The following is a 19,031-nucleotide window of genomic DNA, read 5'->3' as shown; positions in this document are numbered from 1 at the left end:
TTACGGGTACGACAGCTAAGTTAACCGCCTTCTAATGAAGGCGGTTAACTTATAATCATTAATCAACATTAAGGTTTAACATAGCCTTTGTAAATGAAATAATGAGACTTTTTGGACTGATAATTTAGATCCAATTGTTGAATCAATTATTAAAACAATGACACTTTTGCTTGATATCAGCCTTCTTCAGTAATTCAGCCGTGGTCGCCTTTCCAATACGGATTCTTCGAAGAAGTATTCCTCGGAAACGACAAGTTCCCGGAACTGAACCGGAAGCTCGATGAAATCACGTCAAAAAACGAAGTAAGCAATACGATCATCGCCATCGCATGGATTTTGCGCGACCCCGCAGGCATGCAGCCGGTCACCGGTACCATGAATGTAGAGCGGTTAAAAGTTTGCTGTAAGACAATCGAAATTTATTTGACACGTCAAGAATGGTATGTGATTTATCGCGCAGCAGGCAATGTGCTTCCGTAAATTGGAACAACCAGTTCACAAAATATTTTGCTATAAACACTCGGCAGTCTATAACTTTATTTTCTAGTTATAGACTACCGCTTCAATCGAGTTAACGTTTTTCCTGCTGAAATGTTCGCTTTCTAAATGAAACCCGTATAAGGCACAGTACCGTTTTCATCAACCGGATATCCCCAGCGTTCAATATAGGTATCCCCGGGTAAAAATTCATCGTTATACTTCTCCAGAAGCCGGTTCAGCCGGTCATCCAGATCCGGAAGCAGCCGCTGGCCTTCCGTTGTTCCGATCAAATTATTAAGTTGGAAAGGGTCTTTGAGATTATCATACAACAGCCAAGGACCGGATAACGCTCTTACATATGTATACCGGCGGGTGCGGATCCCGCGAAACTCCTTGCCGCCGTTTTTTCGAATCCACTGGCCGAAGGGATGGGCATTTTCAATCAGCGTTTCTTCCACGATCAGATCTTCCTTGCCAAACAAGTAGCCGGCGAAGCTGATTCCCTGCACTGTCTCCGGAATCGCGATACCACACAAGCCGAGCAGCGTAGGCATCACGTCGATCGTTGAGAACGGCATATCCACCCGCTTCGCCAGTTTTCCGAACGCCTGCGGCCAATGCAGCAGGAACGGCACGCGGATGCTTTCGTCCCAAGGCTTTTGCTTGTTATAGTGTCCTTGGGAGCCTACCATATCCCCATGATCCGAAGTGTAGATAAAAATAGTTTCTTCCTCCACGCCTTCCTCCCGAAGTGTCTTCCATAAATCTCCAAGACAATCGTCAAGAGCGGAAATATGCGAATAGTAGCCTGCCAAATCTTTCCGGACACGCTCCGCCATCGAGTCCGAAACATTGTCGCGCAATCGTATGGTGCTCGGATCATACATCTGCCGATATTTTTCAGGAGCTGTGTGATAGGGATCATGAGGAGGCCCCCAAGACAGAAACATGGCGAAGGGACGGTTTTTCTCGTGATCGCGAATATATTCCCGCGCACAATCGGTCTGCGCTTTCGCGTCGTAACCGTCCCACTGAAGCATGACCGGATCGTTTCCATAATAGAACGACTTATTATAGCTATGCGTGCATTCGAGCACACGCCAGAAATCAAATCCTTGTCTGCGTTCCGGTGGGATGTGGCTTGAACGCCCTCTTCCGTCCAGGTGCCATTTGCCGATATAGGCCGTATCGTAGCCCGCGGCTTTCAGTACCTTGCCGATGGTTACGGCATCAGGATTAAGCTGCACGTCGTTCACAAAAACTCCGTTCGTGAGAGGACGCTGCCCGGTAAGCAGGCTGGCACGAGCAGGACAGCAAACCGGCGCGCCGGAAATCGCCAAATCGAAGGAAACACTGCAATCATGAAGCTGATCCATCCACGGGGTTTTCACATCCGGATTCCCCTCATAACCGACGGCCTCCGCCCGATGCTGGTCACTAAATACAAAAACAAGGTTTGGTTTCTTAGTCATATGCTACACCCTCCCAGCAGATATAGAGATCCCATAAACTTAGCATAAAATATTTGATTTGTTATCATAAATATCCTCCCGGATCCAATCGGAGTCAACCATAAGTTTTCGTTGAATTGCCGTATGAAACACGATTTAGATGAATTAACCAAATGTTCTGAAGAATACACCAATAAATCCGGTAACCTTTTTTATATAATGAGATTAGAAGTCAATATATTGGTAGTAATAATGGAAAGGGGTCAGGAATGATGAAAAACCGGTTTTTTACATTCATCGGCAGGTTCACCGTTGTCATCGTACTGCTTACGGCATGCAATGGCGGGAAAACGAACGGGACGGGCGATCCAAAGTCGGAACAAACGAGGTCTTATGCGAATGAACCTGCTGAGCTGGTCATTTTCAGCCCTGCGGCCCCGGAGGAAGTATGGAACGAAAGATTCGGGGACGCCTTGAAAAAAAAGTTTCCAAACTACAAATTCACCTACATCCTTCGGAATAATACGAACACCTTGGAAAATATGATTACGTCGGGCGCGCAGGTGGATCTCATTTACGATTCCATTGGAAACGCCTTGAATTCCGTCGTCACGACGGAAATGAGATACGATTTAAGCGAATTGGTTAAAAAGCATAATGTCGATATGAACCGCTTTGAACCGGCGCTCGTGGATGCGGTGAGACAGTTTGGCGGATTGTACGGATTTCCCGTTCATAGCGGAGGGCTGGTTCTCTATTACAATAAGGATATTTTCGACAAGTTCGGCGTGGCATATCCAAGGGACGGGATGATGTGGGAGGAGGCTATCGAACTGGGTAAGATACTGACGCGCAATGACAATGGACGCCAGTACATCGGACTTGGCCCTTCAGTAGACCATGTATTGAGCATGAATGCCTATTCCCTACCTTTGATAGACAAATCAACTCTGAAGCCGGCAATCAATAACGAGAAGTACAAAAAGCTAGTGGAAACGCTCGCGATCGCCCCCACACAGGTCAACGGGTACAAAGAACAGGTCGCGGCTTTAAAAAGGACCTTCAATAATAACGACTTTATGAAAGACAAATTTATTGCCATGTTTATTATGAACTTTGGCCTGCAGAGCCAGAAGGAATTTGAAACCTTGAATTGGGATATGGCAAGCTTGCCTGTGTTTAAAGACAATCCGGGTGTGGGAACGCAGCCTTACCCTAACCTTTTATTTGTTACGAATACGAGCAAATACAAGGATCAGGCGATGGAGGTTATCAAATACGTCACTTCGGACGAACATCAAATGACACTGTCCAAGAAAGGCTACATTCCTGTGCTGAAAAACGAGAGTATCAAGAAAGCTTTTGCGCAGGAATCGGGCTTTAAGGACAAAAATGTAGTTAAGGCCGTATTCACCAATAAGCTGGCACCCTCTAACGTTCGGACCAAGTATGACGGTAAAGTAAACGGCCCTCTGCTCAAGCACATCACCAATGTTATTACGGGCGAAGAGGATCTGAATACGGCGCTGAGAAAAGTTGAAGAAGAGGCGAATAAAGCGATCGATGCGGAAATGAAACGATAGCCGGCAAAGTGGAAGACGGTTATACTGCGCCATTTATCCAAGCGAACTTTGTGTTATAGTCAGTTTCAACAACGGGTACCGAATATTACTCAGCGTATACTGACCCTTCAATTGAAGGAGCTGGAACAGGATGGGTTGATTTAGAGGACCGTATATGACGAAAGGCGGGCTTTTTACCGCTACCTCAGAGAATAAGGTTTTTCTCACGAATGCTCGCTCATTCGCAGGATTTCACGTACTTTTCAAGTAGGAGTTTAAATGAGTAGATAATGTGGTTGGGCAGATCCGTTTGAGCGCATGGGAACAGAAGGTGCAGATTCATTTACAACATCTTCCATGAAAAGCCTTTGCTGCACGCCTCTCTCCAAAAGGTCCTTGGGATTCACTCTCCCAAATCTTGACGGGTCTATGCTCTCACATTCCTTCGTCCTATCTATCCAAGGTGTGGAGTCCGATCAACGTTAACGGAACGGGTCTAAGCCCTAAAGCGTAAAAATCTCGGTACTCCGTGCTTTCTTTGTGAAATCCTGCGAATGAGCCAATCTACGTGCCTGGATTGCGATTTTAGTTTTAATACCGAGGGAAGTAACGGGCAGAATTGTTACATAAAGCCAATGTATAGAACCATATCAAAGCATCCTATAATAGATTCGCAAAAATTAATGAAATGTTTTTTTATTGATTTGATTAAAAGTACCTTCATCACAAATGATATAGAGATGTGCATCTTCAGGAATTGGAGAATCCAGTTTATGGTTCATGTGAAGGTTACCCCGATCTGTTACAAGAGTGGCTCCTTTGTTAAGAAGATCTGTAAAAGCATCACGATATGTTTTCCATTCATGTTGTTTAGGGATTTCATACATTCCTTCTGCACATTGCTGGCACATAAGTTCTGAATACATACGGGTAACTCCGTGAATATATATGGATCTCACTGCAGCATGGGAAATCATTTCTTGAATGGGAATAAATTCATCTACCTTTACATGTTTAAATAAACGAAAATGTTTTTGATTCAATACCTCGGCGGTAACATGAACAGACTTTTTCATTTTTCCTTTAATGGATGTTATAGCAGTGGCAAATTAAAAATGTCTTTCCATCGACTAGAAATGGATCCTTTGTAGCATAAATATCTTGGGTAATTTGGTCAGCAAAAATGATTACCCCTTTTACTTTCGGCAAATTAGCACGGAGCAGTGTCTCTTCATCTGTAGCGTCCCCACGAATGTAAAACAAGCGTTCCTCTAACATTGGAGCTTTTTCCAAATTATCGATAATTACAATATCAGTTTTTGTATCTGAAGTTAAATTTCTTGCATGGCTAATTTAGATTTATCACTCCAGCCCACAAGAATAATATGATTTTTGCCGGAATAATTCATTTTACCACCCACTCTATTCTTTCCGATATGAGACACAGATTCAATTACTTTTCCGATAAACACACTAACAAGCCCAATGCCTGTGATATAGAGACCAATGGTAAAAGCTTTCCCCAAATCGGTGACTGGGGCATAGTCGCCAAAACCAACGGTAACGAGTGTAGTAAGAACCCAGAGCACTTTTAGCGCTAGGAATCAAAGTATGCAGAGCAATGTGCGCATGAATCGTGAGTGAGGATATGGTAAACAATGGTCATGATAGAGTGGGTGACAGCTAGGATCGTTTTTTGCAGCAAGAAACGTCTTGACACAAATCAATGCAAAGTAATATATTTTCTATATTAAACAACGTTTAAAAAATACCAGTTGGCGGAAGCGGGTGAACGCTGTGAGATTAAAGGATAAAGTAGCTATCGTTACGGGAGGGACTTCCGGTATTGGCCGGGAGAGCTGTTTTTTATTCGCCCGCGAAGGGGCGAAGGTCGTTGTGGCGGGAACTAACGCGCAAAGAGGAGAGGCGGTTGCCGCTGCCATTGCGGAAGAAGGCGGGGAAGCCGTTTTTATTCAAACCGACGTGACTCAAGAAGAACAGGTCATTCGGATGGTCAACGAAACGAAGCGGCGCTACGGGAAAATCGACGTGCTGTTCAACAACGCTACGTGGTATAACGTTATCCCGGCAACGGAAATGCCGCTTGAAGTTTGGAGAAGGACGATCGACACGACGCTGACAGGGCCGTTCCTATGCTGCAAATATGTGATTAAAGAAATGATGAAGGACGGCGGGGGCTCCATTATCAATACGTCTTCCGTCGGCGGCACCGTGGCGTTCATCGCCCACCCAGCGTATAACGCAGCCAAGGGCGGGCTGAATATGCTAACCAAAAACTTGGCTCTGGATTACGGCAAATATCAAATTCGAGCGAACTGCATTAGTCCCGGCATCATCGAAACGCCGCTCACCGAGAACAACCTGGGCGATCCCGAAAAATACGACAGGCTGCTGTCCCGCTGCTTTACCGGAAGGATCGGCACGCCGGAAGACGTAGCGAGTGCCGCACTGTTCCTGGCGTCTGACGAGTCTACGTTTATAACGGGAACGAACCTGCATGTCGATAATGGGTGGACGGCAAGGTAAATAAAGATGTTACGAGGGGGGATTCACATCCATAGGCATCTCTATTTTTGTGAGCCCGCTTTCTCAATAGTGAGGTCTGGACGCTATGCGCCAGACCTTCTTTTGCGCTGCACGATTACTCTTCGGAAAACGTATATCCGAGCCGCTTGGATATGTTCCGGGCGGTTTGCTTTACCTTCTCCCCTACGACCAGTATGTCGTGCACGGGAAGATCGGTCCGCAGGGCCGTAATGCTTATCGATGCCTTCAACCGGCCCCGGTCATCGAAGATCGGGGCGCCGATACACCGTATTCCATGCTCGCCCTCTTCATCCTCCAAGGCGTAGCCTTGCGCGCGGACAATGTCAAGAGCGGCCTTCAATTGCTCCAAATCGGTGATCGTATTTTTCGTCTTTTCCTGCAGGCCCTGCACTGCGGCAATTTGTTCCAGCTCCTCCGGCGCAAGATAAGCGGCAAGCGCCTTTCCTACCCCTGAAGCATGCAGAGGCTGCCTTTGCCCGATATAAGTGGAAAACTTGACGAACGACTGACTTTCCAGCTTATCCACATACATCGCCTGCCCGTCATTCAGTACGGCCAGGTGAACGGTAAACCCTGTTTCTTCCAGCAGCTCCTGCAGAAAGGGCCTGGCGAGCTCAACGATATTCATCTTGTTCAGCACCGACAACCCGAGGCTTATGAATTTGGTTCCGAGCTTATACTTTCCGTCCTCGGTTTTAGTAATATACTCATGCTGTTCCAGCGTGCTTAAAATAAAAAACACGCTCGTTTTCGGGATATCGAGTTGTTTGCACAGCTCGCTAACGCCGAGGGGCTCTTCTTGCAAAGATAACGTTTCGATAATGGCGATCGCTTTTTCCAAAGCGGGAACGTTATATTTTTTCAATGGTTCTGCCATCATAACACCTCTAATTCAGTTTATATATTAAATCGTGTTTTGATTTCACGGTAAATCGCTCCGGAAAAAGGACTGAATGCGAAACCATTCCATTTGCATAAACGGAAGGTTCTCTTATTGTATCACAAATACGGCAATAATGCCTATTTTCACGGCGTTGAAGCCATTCCGACGCGCCTAAAATTAAGGATTGACAAGAAAACATTTCCAATGTACTTTTATTTTAAACGACATTTAACATGCAAAACGATTACGAGGAGGAATCTTATGGCTGTCATACAAACGAATAAATCCGCCATGCTTTACAGTGAGGCCAATCAATATACGCCGGGCGGCGTTCATACGTCGATACGCAACGTCGATCCCCACCTCATCTTTACAACCGCCGACGGAGCGTATATTTACGATGCGGACGGCAACCGCTATATCGATTACCAGGCTGCTTTCGGGCCGTTCGTTCTGGGCCATCGCCATCCTTACGTAACCGAGAAAGTGATCGAGGCGATTCAACGAACGGATTTGTTCGGCGTCGGCACGACGGATTTGGAAATTAGATTATCGGAAAAAATTTGCCGCCATGTTCCGTCGGCGGATATGGTCTTATTTTGCAATTCCGGATCGGAAGCGACCTATCACGCCATTCGGTTATCAAGAGCGGTAACCGGCCGGCGTAAACTGATCAAGTTCCAAGGCTGCTATCACGGCTGGCACGATTACGTGGCGAGAAACATGTTAAGCGCTCCGGATATGATCGGCAAACGGGATCCCGGGTCGGCGGGGATGATGGACGAAGCCGTCGATAATACGCTGGTTTGCACTTTTAACGATTTGGACGACGTGGAACAAACGTTTAAGGCGAATCCAGGCGAAATTGCCGCGCTGATCGTTGAGCCGATTCAGCATAATATCGGCTGCGTTCTTCCGCAGCCGGGTTTTTTGCAAGGATTGCGCGAGCTGTGTACGCAGTATGGCGCGCTCTTGATCTTTGACGAGGTCATTACCGGATTTCGCCACGACATCGGAGGCTTTCAGAAGGTGGCCGGCATTACCCCGGACTTGACGACGATGGGGAAAGCGATGGCCAACGGGTTTCCGATTGCCGCGGTCGCCGGAAAACAATCGCTGATGGAACGGTTCAACACGAAGCCTGGCGGAGACGTTTGGTTTGCCGGCACGTACAACGGTCATGCGGTAGGAACCGCCGCTTCCATCGCTACGCTGGAGATGATGGAGCGCCATAACGTGCATGAATACATATTTCGTCTAGGCGAACGCATGCGTCAGGGCATTCGCGATATCCATCAGCGGCTCGGAATTAAGGCGTATGTCGCCGGCTTCGGCTCCGTATGGACGACATATTTCTTGGAGAACGAGCCGCGGAATTACACCGATCTCATGCAGAACGACGCAGAATTGTATGTCGCCTACCGACGCAAGCTTCTTGAAAGAGGAATTTTCAAATTGCCGATGAATATAAAACGGAATCATATAAGTTTCAGCCATACCGAGGAGGATATCGACTATACGCTGCAGTGCATCGAAGACGTATTGAAGGAACTTAAGGAAAGCCGAGGTTGAGCAGGTAAGTATTTTCTAGGGGGAATACCGATGGTAAAGAATAGCCTCCAGCTCATGATGATATCCGTCTTGGCCGTCTCGTCTTTGGCGGGGTGCACCCAAGAGGAATCTGCGACAGACCCGAATGCTGACAATATGAAAACCTCACAATTTAAATTTCCCGATGAGCCGCTAACCTTGCGAATGTATCAGTCCAGCGCCAATATTTCCGATGACGAGTTCCACGATTTGATCGCGGATCCGGTCAAAAAGAAGTTTCCGAATGTTACGATGGAGATCGTTAGGCCCGCGAAGAAAAAGGAAGACCTCATTACGGCCGGTGAATTTCCGGATTTAATCTACACGAATACGACGGTCATCCAGGAATATGTCGATTTGGATCTCCCGCTCGATCTGAACCCGCTGATTAAAAAATACAATTTCGATTTGGGGCAGTTCAATCAGCGGCCCTTCGACGACATCAAGGCTTATTCGAGCAAAGGGCAACTGTTTGGCGTTCCGTTTTCCGTCAATTTCGACGTCTTGTACTATAACAAAGACATTTTCGATAAATTCGGGGTTTCTTACCCGAAAGACGGAATGACATGGGACGAGGTGATCGCGCTCGGCAAAAAAGTGACGAGAGAGGAAAACGGCATAAAGTATGAAGGAATTTACCCGACCTTGATCAAATACTTCTCCTCGCAGCTGTCGGTTCCGTTCGTCAATCCGAAAACCATGAGAGCGGAGCTGACGACGGACGGATGGAAAAAAGTTTTTGAAACGTACAAAGCGATCATGGATGCGCAGGGAGGCACCGATCCCGGCGCTTCCCTCGGCAAGTTTAACAAAAACCAGACGCTGGCCATGATGGCTCATTACGGAGCGCGGGTCGGTGAATTGGAACAGCTTCTCAAAGAAGGAAAGCCTGTGAACTGGGATATGGTATCCTATCCGACCTTCAAGGAATTGCCCGGCATCTCCCAGGGCTTGGATACGCATTATTTGATGATTTCCACGACCGGCAAGCAGCAGGAGGCGGCGTTCCAGGTTCTTTCCTTTTTGACAAGCGGCGAAGCCCAGATGAACGTGTCGAGAAGAGGCAGAGTTTCCGCATTGAAGGATCCGAAAATTAGGGAGCAGTTTGGAGCGGACGTGCAGACGCTGAAGGGCAAAAACATCCAGGCGGTGTTCAAAAGCACGCCGGCGCCTCTGCCGGTGCCTACCAAATACGACGGTCTCGTAAAAGAACCGAATTTGCAAAAATACGCAAATGAGTTTTTGAAAGGAACAGCCGACGTCAATACGATTCTCAAGCAGTTGGAGGAAACGGTAAACAAGGATATCGAAGCCCGCAAAGCGGGAAATTAAGGAGGGATTCAGTTGCAAATCGGAAACAACAATGCTGTCATTCGGATTGGCATCGTAGGCTATAAGCGGGGGCAGTCTTTTCAAAAGAGTCCCGATGTACTGGGCTTCAAGCTGGTCGCCGTATGCGATCAGGACGCGGATCGACTCAAAAATGTGCAGGCGATGGAGGGCGTCGCGACGTATACGGAGTACGACAAATTTCTGGAGCATGACATGGATGCCGTCATCCTCGCCAACTACTTTCACCAGCACGCCCCATTCGCGATCAAGGCGCTCCGGGCGGGGAAGCACGTATTGAGCGAGACGACCGCCTGTAAGACGATACAGGAGGGCGTCGAGCTGATCCGAACCGTCGAGCAAACCGGAAAAGTGTATTTGTTAGCCGAAAATTACGCTTATATAAGGTACAATCAAGAAATGAAGAGACTGTATCAGAACGGCACGATCGGAGAAGTGCGCTATGCGATCGGCGAGTACAACCATACGTTTTCCAAGGATCAGGCGCTTGGCGTAGCTCCCGGCCCGGACCATTGGCGCAATCATATCGCCTCCACCCATTACAGCACACATGCCATCGCTCCGCTCATGTATATCACGGATACGATGCCGGTCAAGGTGAATGCGCTTTCCATCGCCGATCCGGATCAGGAGCATCACTCGGTCCGCAGAGGGGATCCCGGTTCCGTCATATTGATGCGAATGAATAACGGAGCGGTATTCCAAATTTTCGGGAAAAACTTGTCGGGCGGCGGAACCTATTACCGTTTACACGGAACGCGGGGGATGATGGAGAACGTGCGGAAGTCTCCCCAGCAATTGGTTCATGTCTCTCATGCGCCGTGGGAGCTGCAGCCGGGCGAGTCCGAGGACATGGTATACACGCCGGAATACCCTTTCCACGCAGAGATCGCTAAAAATGCAGGACACGGGGGCGGCGATTTTTGGACGATGTATTATTTCGGCGAGGCGATACGAAGCGGAGAACAGCCTTATCTGAATGTGTACCGGGGCGTAGCCATGTCCATAGTGGGCATTCTTGCGTGGAAATCCGCGCTGGAAGACGGAGCGCCGTATGACGTGCCCGATTTGAGCAAGGAGGAAGTACGCAAGCTGCATGAACGCGACGATTGGTCGCCGTGGCCGGAAGACCGGCGGCCGGGGCAGCCTTTCCCGAGCATACGGGGCGAAATCAAACCTACCGATGAGATGGTGGCCTATGCGAACCGGTATTGGGCGGAAAAAGGCATCAAAGTAAATTTTAACAGCCTGCCGTAATCATCACTCGCATCTTGCCCAAAAGGAGCTTACATATGCTGACAGCGGGAGTGGCGCGGGCGGCGATCAATCCGCCCTTAACCTTGGCCCATGCTGGTTGGGGAGCACAGAGCCATGTTTATGCCCAAGCGATCGAGACTGATTTCCGGGTGACGGCTCTCGTCCTGTCCAAGGGCGGTCTTACTTCGGTTCTGGTAGAGCTTGACTTGTGCCGGCTGCTTCCGGAGCAGGTCGAAGACATTCGCCTTCATGTGGCCGCGGCAGTCGGGACTGAGACGCAAAACGTAAGCGTTGCGGTGACTCATACGCACGCAGGGCCTTTAACGACGCGCGATTATGATCGGAGCGGGGCCATCGTTCGAAACATGTATATGGGGTATGTTCGGGAACAAGCCGTAAGTGCCGCCCTGAGCGCGAAAAAGGCAAAGGAGCCCGTAACCGTCGGTGCAGGGTACGGCACCTGCAGCATCGGGAAAAATCGCAGGCAGCTGCTCGGAGACGGGAGAATGGTGACGGGCTATAACGAAGGCGGCGATACCGATCCTACGGTCAGCGTGGTGCGGTTCGACCGCGAAAGCGGAGAAACGATAGCTAGCATCGTTCAGTATGCCTGTCATCCCACCACGTTAGGGTATACGAACCGGCTGCTAAGTCCCGACTATCCGGGCGTAACCAAGCGGGTCGTGGAGCAGCTCGTCGGTGGAACCTGCCTGTTCCTGCAAGGAGCGGCGGGCGATATCGGTCCCGGTCCCGAGGGCTTTAAGGACGACGTTGCGGCCATGAAGCGAATCGGGACGGTGCTGGGCTGCGAAGCAGCTAAGATTTTACTGCAGACGAAGGCGGACGCAACGGCCTTCCGGTTCGAGGGCGTGATCGAGTCGGGCGCCAGCCTCGGCATGTGGGAACGTGAGGCGAACAATGCCGCCGCCCCTGTCTTTCAAGTCCGTTCCGCCATTGTCGGGCTGCCGCTTAAGGAGCAAATGCCGGTAGAGGAAGCGGAACGCCTGCATAACGAATACAAGCAGGAGCTTGAACGATTGCAAGCGGGCTTTGCGGCGGACGATGCCATACAAGCTGCGGGCTTTAAAGCGAAACGGGCCAGCCTGGCGCTCGAGAGGTCCCGGCAGTTTTACGGGCGAAGCGAAGCGGATATCGAGGTGCATGTCCAACGCATCGGCGAGGCCGTCGTCGTCGGCGTGCCGCTTGAGCCCTTCTCGGCGATCGGCAAGAAAATCAGGGAAGCGTCGCCTTTCCGCTACACCTTATTCGGCGGCTACACGAACGGCTGGTTCGGCTACCTGCCGACGGGTGGCGATTACCCGGACGGAGGCTACGAAGTGGAAACGACCCCGTTCTCGCCGTCCGCGGCCGAGCGGTTGATTGAGCGCGTGATTGCGATTATACAGGAGATGAAAGCAGGGGATTTGCGTGATGAAGCTGCGAAGTGAACAATGGTTTAACGGCTCCAGAGAACTCAGCTTTCAGCACCGTTCTGCCATGAGAGCCGCCGGGCATAGGCCGGAGTCTTACTTGGGCAAGCCGATCATCGGCATTTTCAATTCCTGGAACGATCTGAACAGCTGCAATTTGTCCCACAAGGACAATGTGGAGTTTGTGAAGCGGGGGGTGATCGCGGCCGGCGGCTATCCGGTGGAGCTGCATACGATCACGACTCCGGCCGATTTTATGAAGCCTTCGGATCTTCCTTACCGTAATCTGATGTCTATGGATGTAGAAGAGACGATCCGGTCGCTTCCGATCGACGGGGTCGTTCTGCTATGCGAATGCGACAAAACGACGCCCGCCCAATTGATGGCTGCCGCAAGCTGCGATTTGCCCGCCCTGCAGCTCGCGGCCGGTCACCGCAGCTCCGGATCGTTCCGCGGCAAAAAGGTGAATTACGGCACCGACCTGTGGAAATATATGGACGATTATAACGCCGGCTTGTTCAGCGAAGAAGAGTTGGAGGAGCTGGAGCAGGACATTTCCTGCAGTCTGGGCGGCTGTCCCGTGATGGGAACGGCGTCGACGATGAAAAGCTTATCCGAGGTGCTCGGTATGATGCTGCCGGGAACAAGCAGCATCCCGGCAACGCACGCCGCACGAAAAGCGGCCGCCGAAGCGACCGGACAACGAGTGGTGGAAATGGTGCGGGACGATATCCGGCCTTCACAGCTGATGACCGAAGCGGCTTTTCACAATGCGATGAGGCTGCTTGCCGCGATCGGCGGTTCGACCAACGCCGTCCTGCATTTAACCGCCATTGCCGGAAGGCTCGGCATCCGGATCGACCTCAAGCAGTACGAGGAGCTGTCGAAGGATGTGCCGCTTCTCGTCAACTTGCAGCCCAGCGGCGCGTACAGCATGGACGATTTCTTCGAAGCGGGAGGACTGGGTGCGACGATTAAGGAGCTGCTGCCTCTCCTGGACGGCGGCTGCATGGGGGCAACGGGGAAGACGTTAAAAGAAACTTATGAGCATCTGCCTGTTTATCGCAGAGAAGTGATCGCTTCCTTGGATGAGCCGGTCATGGCCGATTCCGGCATCGCGGTCGTGCGCGGCAATCTCGCGCCGGACGGTGCGGTGGTGAAACGTTCGGCGTGCTCGGAACATTTGCTGCGGCACCTCGGCAAGGCGGTCGTGTTTGACGGCTATGAGGATATGCTAAGCCGCATTCACGCGGAAGACTTGGACGTGGATGAGCATTCGGTTCTCGTCATGAAAAACTGCGGGCCGGCCGCGATCGGCATGCCGGAATGGGGGGCCATCCCGATCCCCTCCAAGCTGTTAAAGCGGGGGGTAAGGGACATGGTCCGTATAAGCGATGCCCGCATGAGCGGAACGAGCTACGGTACGGTTGTCCTGCATGCCGCTCCGGAGGCCTATGTCGGAGGGCCGCTTGCGATCGTGGACGACGGCGACTGGATCGAACTGAACGTGACGGAAGGAACGTTGCAGCTGCTGGTCGAGCCTTCCGTCATGGAAGAAAGAAGGAAACACTGGAAGAAGCCGGAACCGGCCCATGTCCGCGGCTATCCGCGGCTGTTTGCCGATCATGTGCTGCAGGCGCACGAAGGCTGCGATTTGGACTTTTTGCGGCCGCGCAATAAGGAAGAAGCCGCTTTCGTCCCTCCCATCGTGGGTAGGGGATAAATGTAGCGATGATGTTGAACGGACGGCAGATCTGTAGGGCCGGACGAAGCGCAAGGGGGAAAGTAGATGGAATGGATGCTCACGTTTGCGGTCGTTTTTTTAGCGGCGATGATCCAAACGAGTACCGGCTTCGGTTTTGCCATTGTGGCGATTCCGCTCTTTTTGCTTATTCATGACGGGCATTATGCGGTATCGCTCAGCATCTTTCTTTCGCTTATTTCCTCCTTGTCTTCATTGCCGCAAGTAAGGAAAGAGATCGATAAACCGCTTCTGGCAACGTTATTTTATGGAAGCTTAGCGGGGCTGCCGATCGGCGGGTTGATCTTTTACACCGTTCAGGTCGAGTGGCTCAAGCTGTTCGTCAGCGTAGCCATCCTTGCGTTTACGATCCCTATGATGTTTCGGCTCCGGATTCCGCTCGGCAGTGGAAAAGGGGCAGGCTTTCTATCTGGATTGATGACTTCAAGCATCGGAATGCCCGGACCGCCGATTGTCCTGTATCTTACCTCCAAGAATACCGATAAAAGCCGGTTCCGTGGCACCTCCATCGCGTATTACTGCCTCGTATACCCCGTCAGCCTGGCTCTGCAATTCATTAGCGGCCGGGTTTCGGCGGAGCTGCTGTCCCACGCGGTCCTGGTGATTCCGGCAATTTATATCGGACAGCTGGCAGGGAAGTTCATCCACCGGGGGATGAGCCAGGCATGGTTTCAACGAATTACGTTTTTGCTGCTTATTGCAACGGCCATCAACGCGCTCATTCAAAGTTTGTAGTGTGCGTTTGCGTGAACGCTGTTTTGCCGTGGATCAATTTTCGCAGCCGTCGAGTATAAGGGAAGGGAGGAACGAAATTGGGAAGAGGAGCAGCCGAAACCGAAGCGGAACTCATCATTGACGCCAAAGCTTCATTGGGCGAAGGCCCATGCTGGGATGCGGAAAACGGCCTGTTGTACTGGGTCGATATCCTGGGACATCGCGTGCACATATACGATCCGGCGACAAATCGCGACCGCAGCATTGATGTCGGACAAATGGTGAGCGCCGTCGTAAAACGCGCTTCCGGCGGTTTTGTCATAGCGGCGAAGAACGGCCTGTACTTTCTTGATCCGCAAACGGAAGAGCTGATTTTAATCACTGACCCGGAGAGCGGTATTCCGGGCAACCGGTTTAACGACGGCAAATGCGACCCGGCCGGAAGGTTCTGGGCCGGCACGATGAGTATGTCCGGCGGCAAGCCGGCCGGATCCTTGTACCGGTTGGATTCGGATGGGACACTGATCAAAATGATGGAAGGCGTTGCCTGCTCTAATGGTCTCGCATGGAGCCCGGGCCGGGGAACGATGTATTATATCGATTCCCCGACGAGGCAAGTAACGGCCATGGATTACGACGTATCGACAGGCCGGATCGGCAACCGCCGAGCCGTTATAACGCTTCCACCCGGAGAAGGCGTTCCCGACGGGATGACGACCGACAGCGAGGGGATGCTGTGGGTCGCCCAATGGGGCGGATGGAAGGTGTCGCGATGGAATCCATACACCGGGGAGCGTCTTGAGACGGTTTCCGTACCTGCGGCGCAAGTAACCTCATGCGCTTTTGGCGGGCCTGAGCTGAATGAGCTTTACATTACTTCCGCCCGTACCGGGTTGAGCGAATCGGATTTGGCGCAGCAGCCTTCGGCCGGAGGCGTGTTCCGCTGGAAGTCGAAGGTGAAAGGCATGCCGGCTTTTGCTTACGGCGGACAGACGGTGTAAACATTTTGTATCGGGAGCGTGTTGATGGTTATGAACAAGTTGAAAGCGACGGGATTGTTTATGATCGGTTTGCTGCTCGTATCCTCTACTGCAAAAAATGTAAAGGCCGTTGTACTTGACGATGCGCAGCAGGCCGGAAGCAAGAAGACAAGCATCGAATCGTCGCATAAAGGCACGGAGCTCATGATCCCGTCCTTATGGTGGAGACAGCTTTCCGTTACGGAAGGCGGCCAGCTGGCTTACTGGGATACGGAGAAGCTCAAAGAGCTGGGGGCGAACTGGGTATCCGCCTCCTACCGCCCCCTAGACGAAAATAACAAATTCGTAGGCACCAGCTGGGTCATTCCTCCCGGGATGATCGAGAGAGTGATGGAACTGGCCAAACCCGGACTGGAAAGCGCCCATAATGCCGGCATAAAAGTAGTGGGAACCTCCGACTCCATGCAGTTCAGGCCCGAAGTCATGGTTAGCGTGGGGATTAATCCGGAGCTGCTGTACGGCCGCGATTTGGCCGGAAATCCAATCAAGATCGACGCCTACCAGAAGGGCAACTATATGTCATGTCTGCTCAATCCGTATTGGCAGGATATCGAAACAAAAATCGGAAAAGCGCATGCGGAAGCCGGATTCGACGGTCTTTTTCTTGATTTGTTTCCCTATACGTCCGGAGAAGGCGTTCTTTGCGGCTGCGAATATTGCAAAAAGGCATGGGAAGCGTATTCGCAGAAAGTTTTCGGCATGGCGCAGCCGTTTCCGAGCGCCGTTCTCGATTTGAACCGGTCCGTCGACCGGACTTTTCTCACCTTTCGAATCGAGGCCATTTACAACTTTATGCAACACGTTGAGCAAGCCGGGAAAAAATATAATCCCGATTTTAAGGTGATGCTCAATTGTAATGCGGACAACCCGACGATGGCGTATTTGCTCCGGCTGGGGATGCCGCAGCCGATTTCCGAGCTCGGCCAGCTGAATGCCGGGGAGGAGTCGTCGCTTTATCTTTATAGGATGATCGAATCCGCGACGGACGACCCTTTATTCGCCCAATTTAATGGTCCGAACCAATATATGCCGGATTACAAATACAAGACAGAGCTCGCAGAGGCTTTTGCCGGCGGGGGAGGGCTCATGCTTGCCGCCAAAAACGATGATCTGGATGCCGTTAACAAGAACTTCACCGACTTTTTGAATAAAAACAAGCCGACGTATGAAGGTGCCGTTTCGGAAGCGCGGGTCGGAATTCTTTATTCGTGGAGAGATCATACGTTCCTGCAAAGCAGCGCAATGAAGCGGACCGATCGCATGCTTTGGGCCAAAAACAGCGCCAGAAGAACGGCGGCCATCCTGGCTTCGAAAGGCATTCCCTACGATTATATTTTCGTGGAAAACGGGTTGAGAAAGAAAGAGCTCTCCGACTATGACGTACTCATTGCTCCGGATTTGAAGCTGCTCGACGACAAGGACGCCGAGGATATCAGGAAATATGTGGAGAAGGGCGGGCGGTTGCTGACGCTCGGCACATTCGGAAGCTTGAAGTCCGCAGGAACGGATTACCTCACACGAGATTCCAGTCTTCTAAAGTCATGGACGGGAAAAGAGATGGAGAACGGATATTTCGAAGCGACGCTGGGCAAAGGAAAGATCGGCGGATCAGCGACCTATGCTATAGGGAATTCGGAATCGGCAATGATCATATCCGACAGCTTTAACAAAGCGGCCGGCTACGTAGAACTGGATTCGCAGTTAAAAGTGAACCATAACGGTAACGGCCGCGTCGAATCCGCCATTCGCAAAAACGGCAGCGCCAGGTATATTCATTTGATCCGTTATAACAACAGGGGAGACATCGGTCAGAAGAAAGCCTCGGTCATTTACAAAGTTCCCGAACAGTACAAAGTAAAAGAGGTAACCGGCGATTCGCCCTATAGCGGCGACATGGGCATTCAGTGGAAGGAAGAGGGCGGTTCCCTTACGGTGAATATTGAAAACCTTGACCTGTACGGGGTTCTTAAGGTTGAACTGGAGCCGTCCGCTGGGTTAAATCGAATATTCAACACAAGAAGGGTTCGATAGTTCTAAGAAAATAAGAAATTTAATAAGTTTACATATTAATTGATATGTTATCTTATGAAGTAATAACGTATATTTTTTCCCAAAAGCAAAAAAAGGAAAATAATTAACAATCAAAACGAGTAAGGCAAGAATTGCGAAGTATGAATTCGTTCACGCCACTAAGTGTATCTATGAGGAATTTCGAAAAGCCTCAAACAGAACAACAAATATCTTTACGAAGTTATGTCGATCAATACGTATCCAGGATCACAATTTAAGAAGTAAAATGCATTGAAACCCATCGCAACTAGCGATGGGTTTCGTCTGTCGGGAATGGGATAAGGTTCTTGTCATTTATGGGATAATGTTCTTGTCATCCGACAATTATTAATTTAACATCAGGGGGTTTCATCGTTTCATAGACATATGTATAAAATACGGGTTTTGTGAATATGTGTCGGCACGGCATCAAAACAAAACACATCTTATACGATCTGGTAAGTAACTCTGTAATTTTATCTACCCTCCGTATCTTTCGCGGTCAGCATGATAATTGGATAGGTGTGCTTGTCCCGTATCTTTTGGCAGATCGTGAGGCCGCTCGAACCGGGAAGCATTATATCCAGTATGGCAAGGTCAAGCTTGGTCTTGTCGATACATTCCAACACTCATAGTTATCAACCCTCCTCTTTTAACAAATTCTTTAATACCATCATACGCTTTCAGCCTCATGACGATTTCTCACCACCTACATGGCCATGATCGCCTACTACAATGACTTAAACAAAAAAAGCGTCAAGAAGACGCTCAGATTGTTGACAAAGCCCCGAATTTTTTCGGGGTTTTGTTTTTAAGGGTACATTTCAATGAATTTTAGCTGATGTGGATTGCAAAATAAGAAAGATCGCCTGCTATCCGGCCCTCTTGCCTAGGA

15 protein-coding genes and 3 pseudogenes are annotated in these 19,031 nt (G+C 50.3%); 12 read left to right on the top strand and 6 right to left on the bottom strand.

Annotated elements, in window-relative coordinates; genetic code table 11:
• Nucleotides 1-192: 192 nt before the first annotated feature.
• Nucleotides 193-480: pseudogene (locus tag ACFQI7_RS33295) on the top strand (aldo/keto reductase); the annotation flags it as partial.
• Nucleotides 481-602: 122 nt separating this feature from the next.
• Here ACFQI7_RS33295 and ACFQI7_RS33290 read toward each other — a convergent pair.
• Complete coding sequence (locus ACFQI7_RS33290; RefSeq protein WP_218101961.1) at nt 603-1,952, bottom strand: sulfatase family protein; 1,350 nt, start codon at nt 1,950-1,952, stop codon at nt 603-605.
• A gap of 248 nt (nt 1,953-2,200) precedes the next feature.
• Between ACFQI7_RS33290 and ACFQI7_RS33285 the strand changes: the two genes are divergently transcribed.
• Both ACFQI7_RS33285 and ACFQI7_RS33280 read left to right on the top strand, forming a co-directional pair.
• Nucleotides 2,201-3,514 carry an ABC transporter substrate-binding protein gene (locus tag ACFQI7_RS33285; protein WP_218101962.1) on the top strand — a complete coding sequence of 438 codons (1,314 nt, stop codon included), beginning with the start codon at nt 2,201-2,203 and terminating at the stop codon, nt 3,512-3,514.
• Nucleotides 3,515-3,532: 18 nt separating this feature from the next.
• Nucleotides 3,533-3,658, top strand: a pseudogene (locus ACFQI7_RS33280) (winged helix-turn-helix transcriptional regulator); the annotation flags it as partial.
• Between the two features lie 515 nt (nt 3,659-4,173).
• Here the strand turns inward: ACFQI7_RS33280 and ACFQI7_RS33275 are convergent.
• From ACFQI7_RS33275 to ACFQI7_RS33265, 3 genes are read right to left on the bottom strand one after another with little or no spacing between them, the layout of a single operon-like run.
• Nucleotides 4,174-4,569 carry a hypothetical protein gene (locus ACFQI7_RS33275; RefSeq protein ID WP_218101963.1) on the bottom strand — a complete coding sequence of 132 codons (396 nt, stop codon included), beginning with the start codon at nt 4,567-4,569 and terminating at the stop codon, nt 4,174-4,176.
• A gap of 7 nt (nt 4,570-4,576) precedes the next feature.
• Nucleotides 4,577-4,846 (bottom strand): NAD-binding protein, encoded by a 270-nt coding sequence (locus ACFQI7_RS33270; protein ID WP_218102016.1) that lies wholly within the window; start codon nt 4,844-4,846, stop codon nt 4,577-4,579.
• Nucleotides 4,825-5,082, bottom strand: a complete 258-nt coding sequence (locus tag ACFQI7_RS33265) for a potassium channel family protein (protein WP_218101964.1) — start codon at nt 5,080-5,082, stop codon at nt 4,825-4,827. Before ACFQI7_RS33265 ends, ACFQI7_RS33270 begins: the two co-directional genes overlap by 22 nt.
• A gap of 208 nt (nt 5,083-5,290) precedes the next feature.
• On the opposite strand from ACFQI7_RS33265, the gene ACFQI7_RS33260 reads away from it, so the two are divergent.
• Nucleotides 5,291-6,040: an SDR family NAD(P)-dependent oxidoreductase gene (locus ACFQI7_RS33260; RefSeq protein WP_218101965.1), complete on the top strand. Its 750-nt coding sequence runs from the start codon at nt 5,291-5,293 to the stop codon at nt 6,038-6,040.
• 115 nt (nt 6,041-6,155) lie between these two features.
• Here the strand turns inward: ACFQI7_RS33260 and ACFQI7_RS33255 are convergent, their stop codons facing one another.
• Entirely contained in the window at nt 6,156-6,941 is a 786-nt protein-coding gene (locus ACFQI7_RS33255) for an IclR family transcriptional regulator (protein WP_377518313.1), read from the bottom strand.
• Between the two features lie 264 nt (nt 6,942-7,205).
• On the opposite strand from ACFQI7_RS33255, the gene ACFQI7_RS33250 reads away from it, so the two are divergent.
• The 8 genes from ACFQI7_RS33250 to ACFQI7_RS33215 all read left to right on the top strand — a co-directional run bounded on the left by ACFQI7_RS33250 (nt 7,206) and on the right by ACFQI7_RS33215 (nt 18,118).
• Complete coding sequence (locus ACFQI7_RS33250) at nt 7,206-8,516, top strand: aspartate aminotransferase family protein (RefSeq protein ID WP_218101967.1); 1,311 nt, start codon at nt 7,206-7,208, stop codon at nt 8,514-8,516.
• 30 nt (nt 8,517-8,546) lie between these two features.
• Entirely contained in the window at nt 8,547-9,866 is a 1,320-nt protein-coding gene (locus ACFQI7_RS33245; protein WP_218101968.1) for an ABC transporter substrate-binding protein, read from the top strand.
• Nucleotides 9,867-9,878: 12 nt separating this feature from the next.
• On the top strand, nt 9,879-11,141 hold the full coding sequence (locus tag ACFQI7_RS33240; RefSeq protein WP_218101969.1) for a Gfo/Idh/MocA family protein: 1,263 nt from the start codon (nt 9,879-9,881) through the stop codon (nt 11,139-11,141).
• A gap of 35 nt (nt 11,142-11,176) precedes the next feature.
• Nucleotides 11,177-12,589, top strand: a complete 1,413-nt coding sequence (locus ACFQI7_RS33235) for a neutral/alkaline non-lysosomal ceramidase N-terminal domain-containing protein (RefSeq protein WP_218101970.1) — start codon at nt 11,177-11,179, stop codon at nt 12,587-12,589.
• Nucleotides 12,573-14,294 carry a dihydroxy-acid dehydratase gene (locus ACFQI7_RS33230; RefSeq protein WP_218101971.1) on the top strand — a complete coding sequence of 574 codons (1,722 nt, stop codon included), beginning with the start codon at nt 12,573-12,575 and terminating at the stop codon, nt 14,292-14,294. Before ACFQI7_RS33235 ends, ACFQI7_RS33230 begins: the two co-directional genes overlap by 17 nt.
• Nucleotides 14,295-14,360: 66 nt before the next feature.
• The gene (locus ACFQI7_RS33225; RefSeq protein WP_218101972.1) at nt 14,361-15,068 is read left to right on the top strand and encodes a sulfite exporter TauE/SafE family protein; all 708 of its coding nucleotides are present in this window, start codon (nt 14,361-14,363) and stop codon (nt 15,066-15,068) included.
• 77 nt (nt 15,069-15,145) lie between these two features.
• A complete protein-coding gene (locus tag ACFQI7_RS33220) occupies nt 15,146-16,048 on the top strand; it encodes an SMP-30/gluconolactonase/LRE family protein (RefSeq protein WP_218101973.1) in 903 nt (300 codons plus the stop codon).
• Nucleotides 16,049-16,078: 30 nt separating this feature from the next.
• The gene (locus tag ACFQI7_RS33215) at nt 16,079-18,118 is read left to right on the top strand and encodes a beta-galactosidase trimerization domain-containing protein (protein ID WP_218101974.1); all 2,040 of its coding nucleotides are present in this window, start codon (nt 16,079-16,081) and stop codon (nt 18,116-18,118) included.
• Nucleotides 18,119-18,599: 481 nt separating this feature from the next.
• Here the strand turns inward: ACFQI7_RS33215 and ACFQI7_RS33210 are convergent.
• Nucleotides 18,600-18,762 (bottom strand): annotated as a pseudogene (locus ACFQI7_RS33210) (response regulator); the annotation flags it as partial.
• Nucleotides 18,763-19,031: the final 269 nt, after the last annotated feature.

The organism is Paenibacillus allorhizosphaerae (genome assembly GCF_042659105.1).
GTDB classification, from domain to species: Bacteria; Bacillota; Bacilli; order Paenibacillales; family NBRC-103111; genus Paenibacillus_G; species Paenibacillus_G allorhizosphaerae.
The sequence above is the reverse complement of the archived record's forward strand: the minus strand, read 5'-3'. Positions and strand labels throughout refer to the sequence as shown.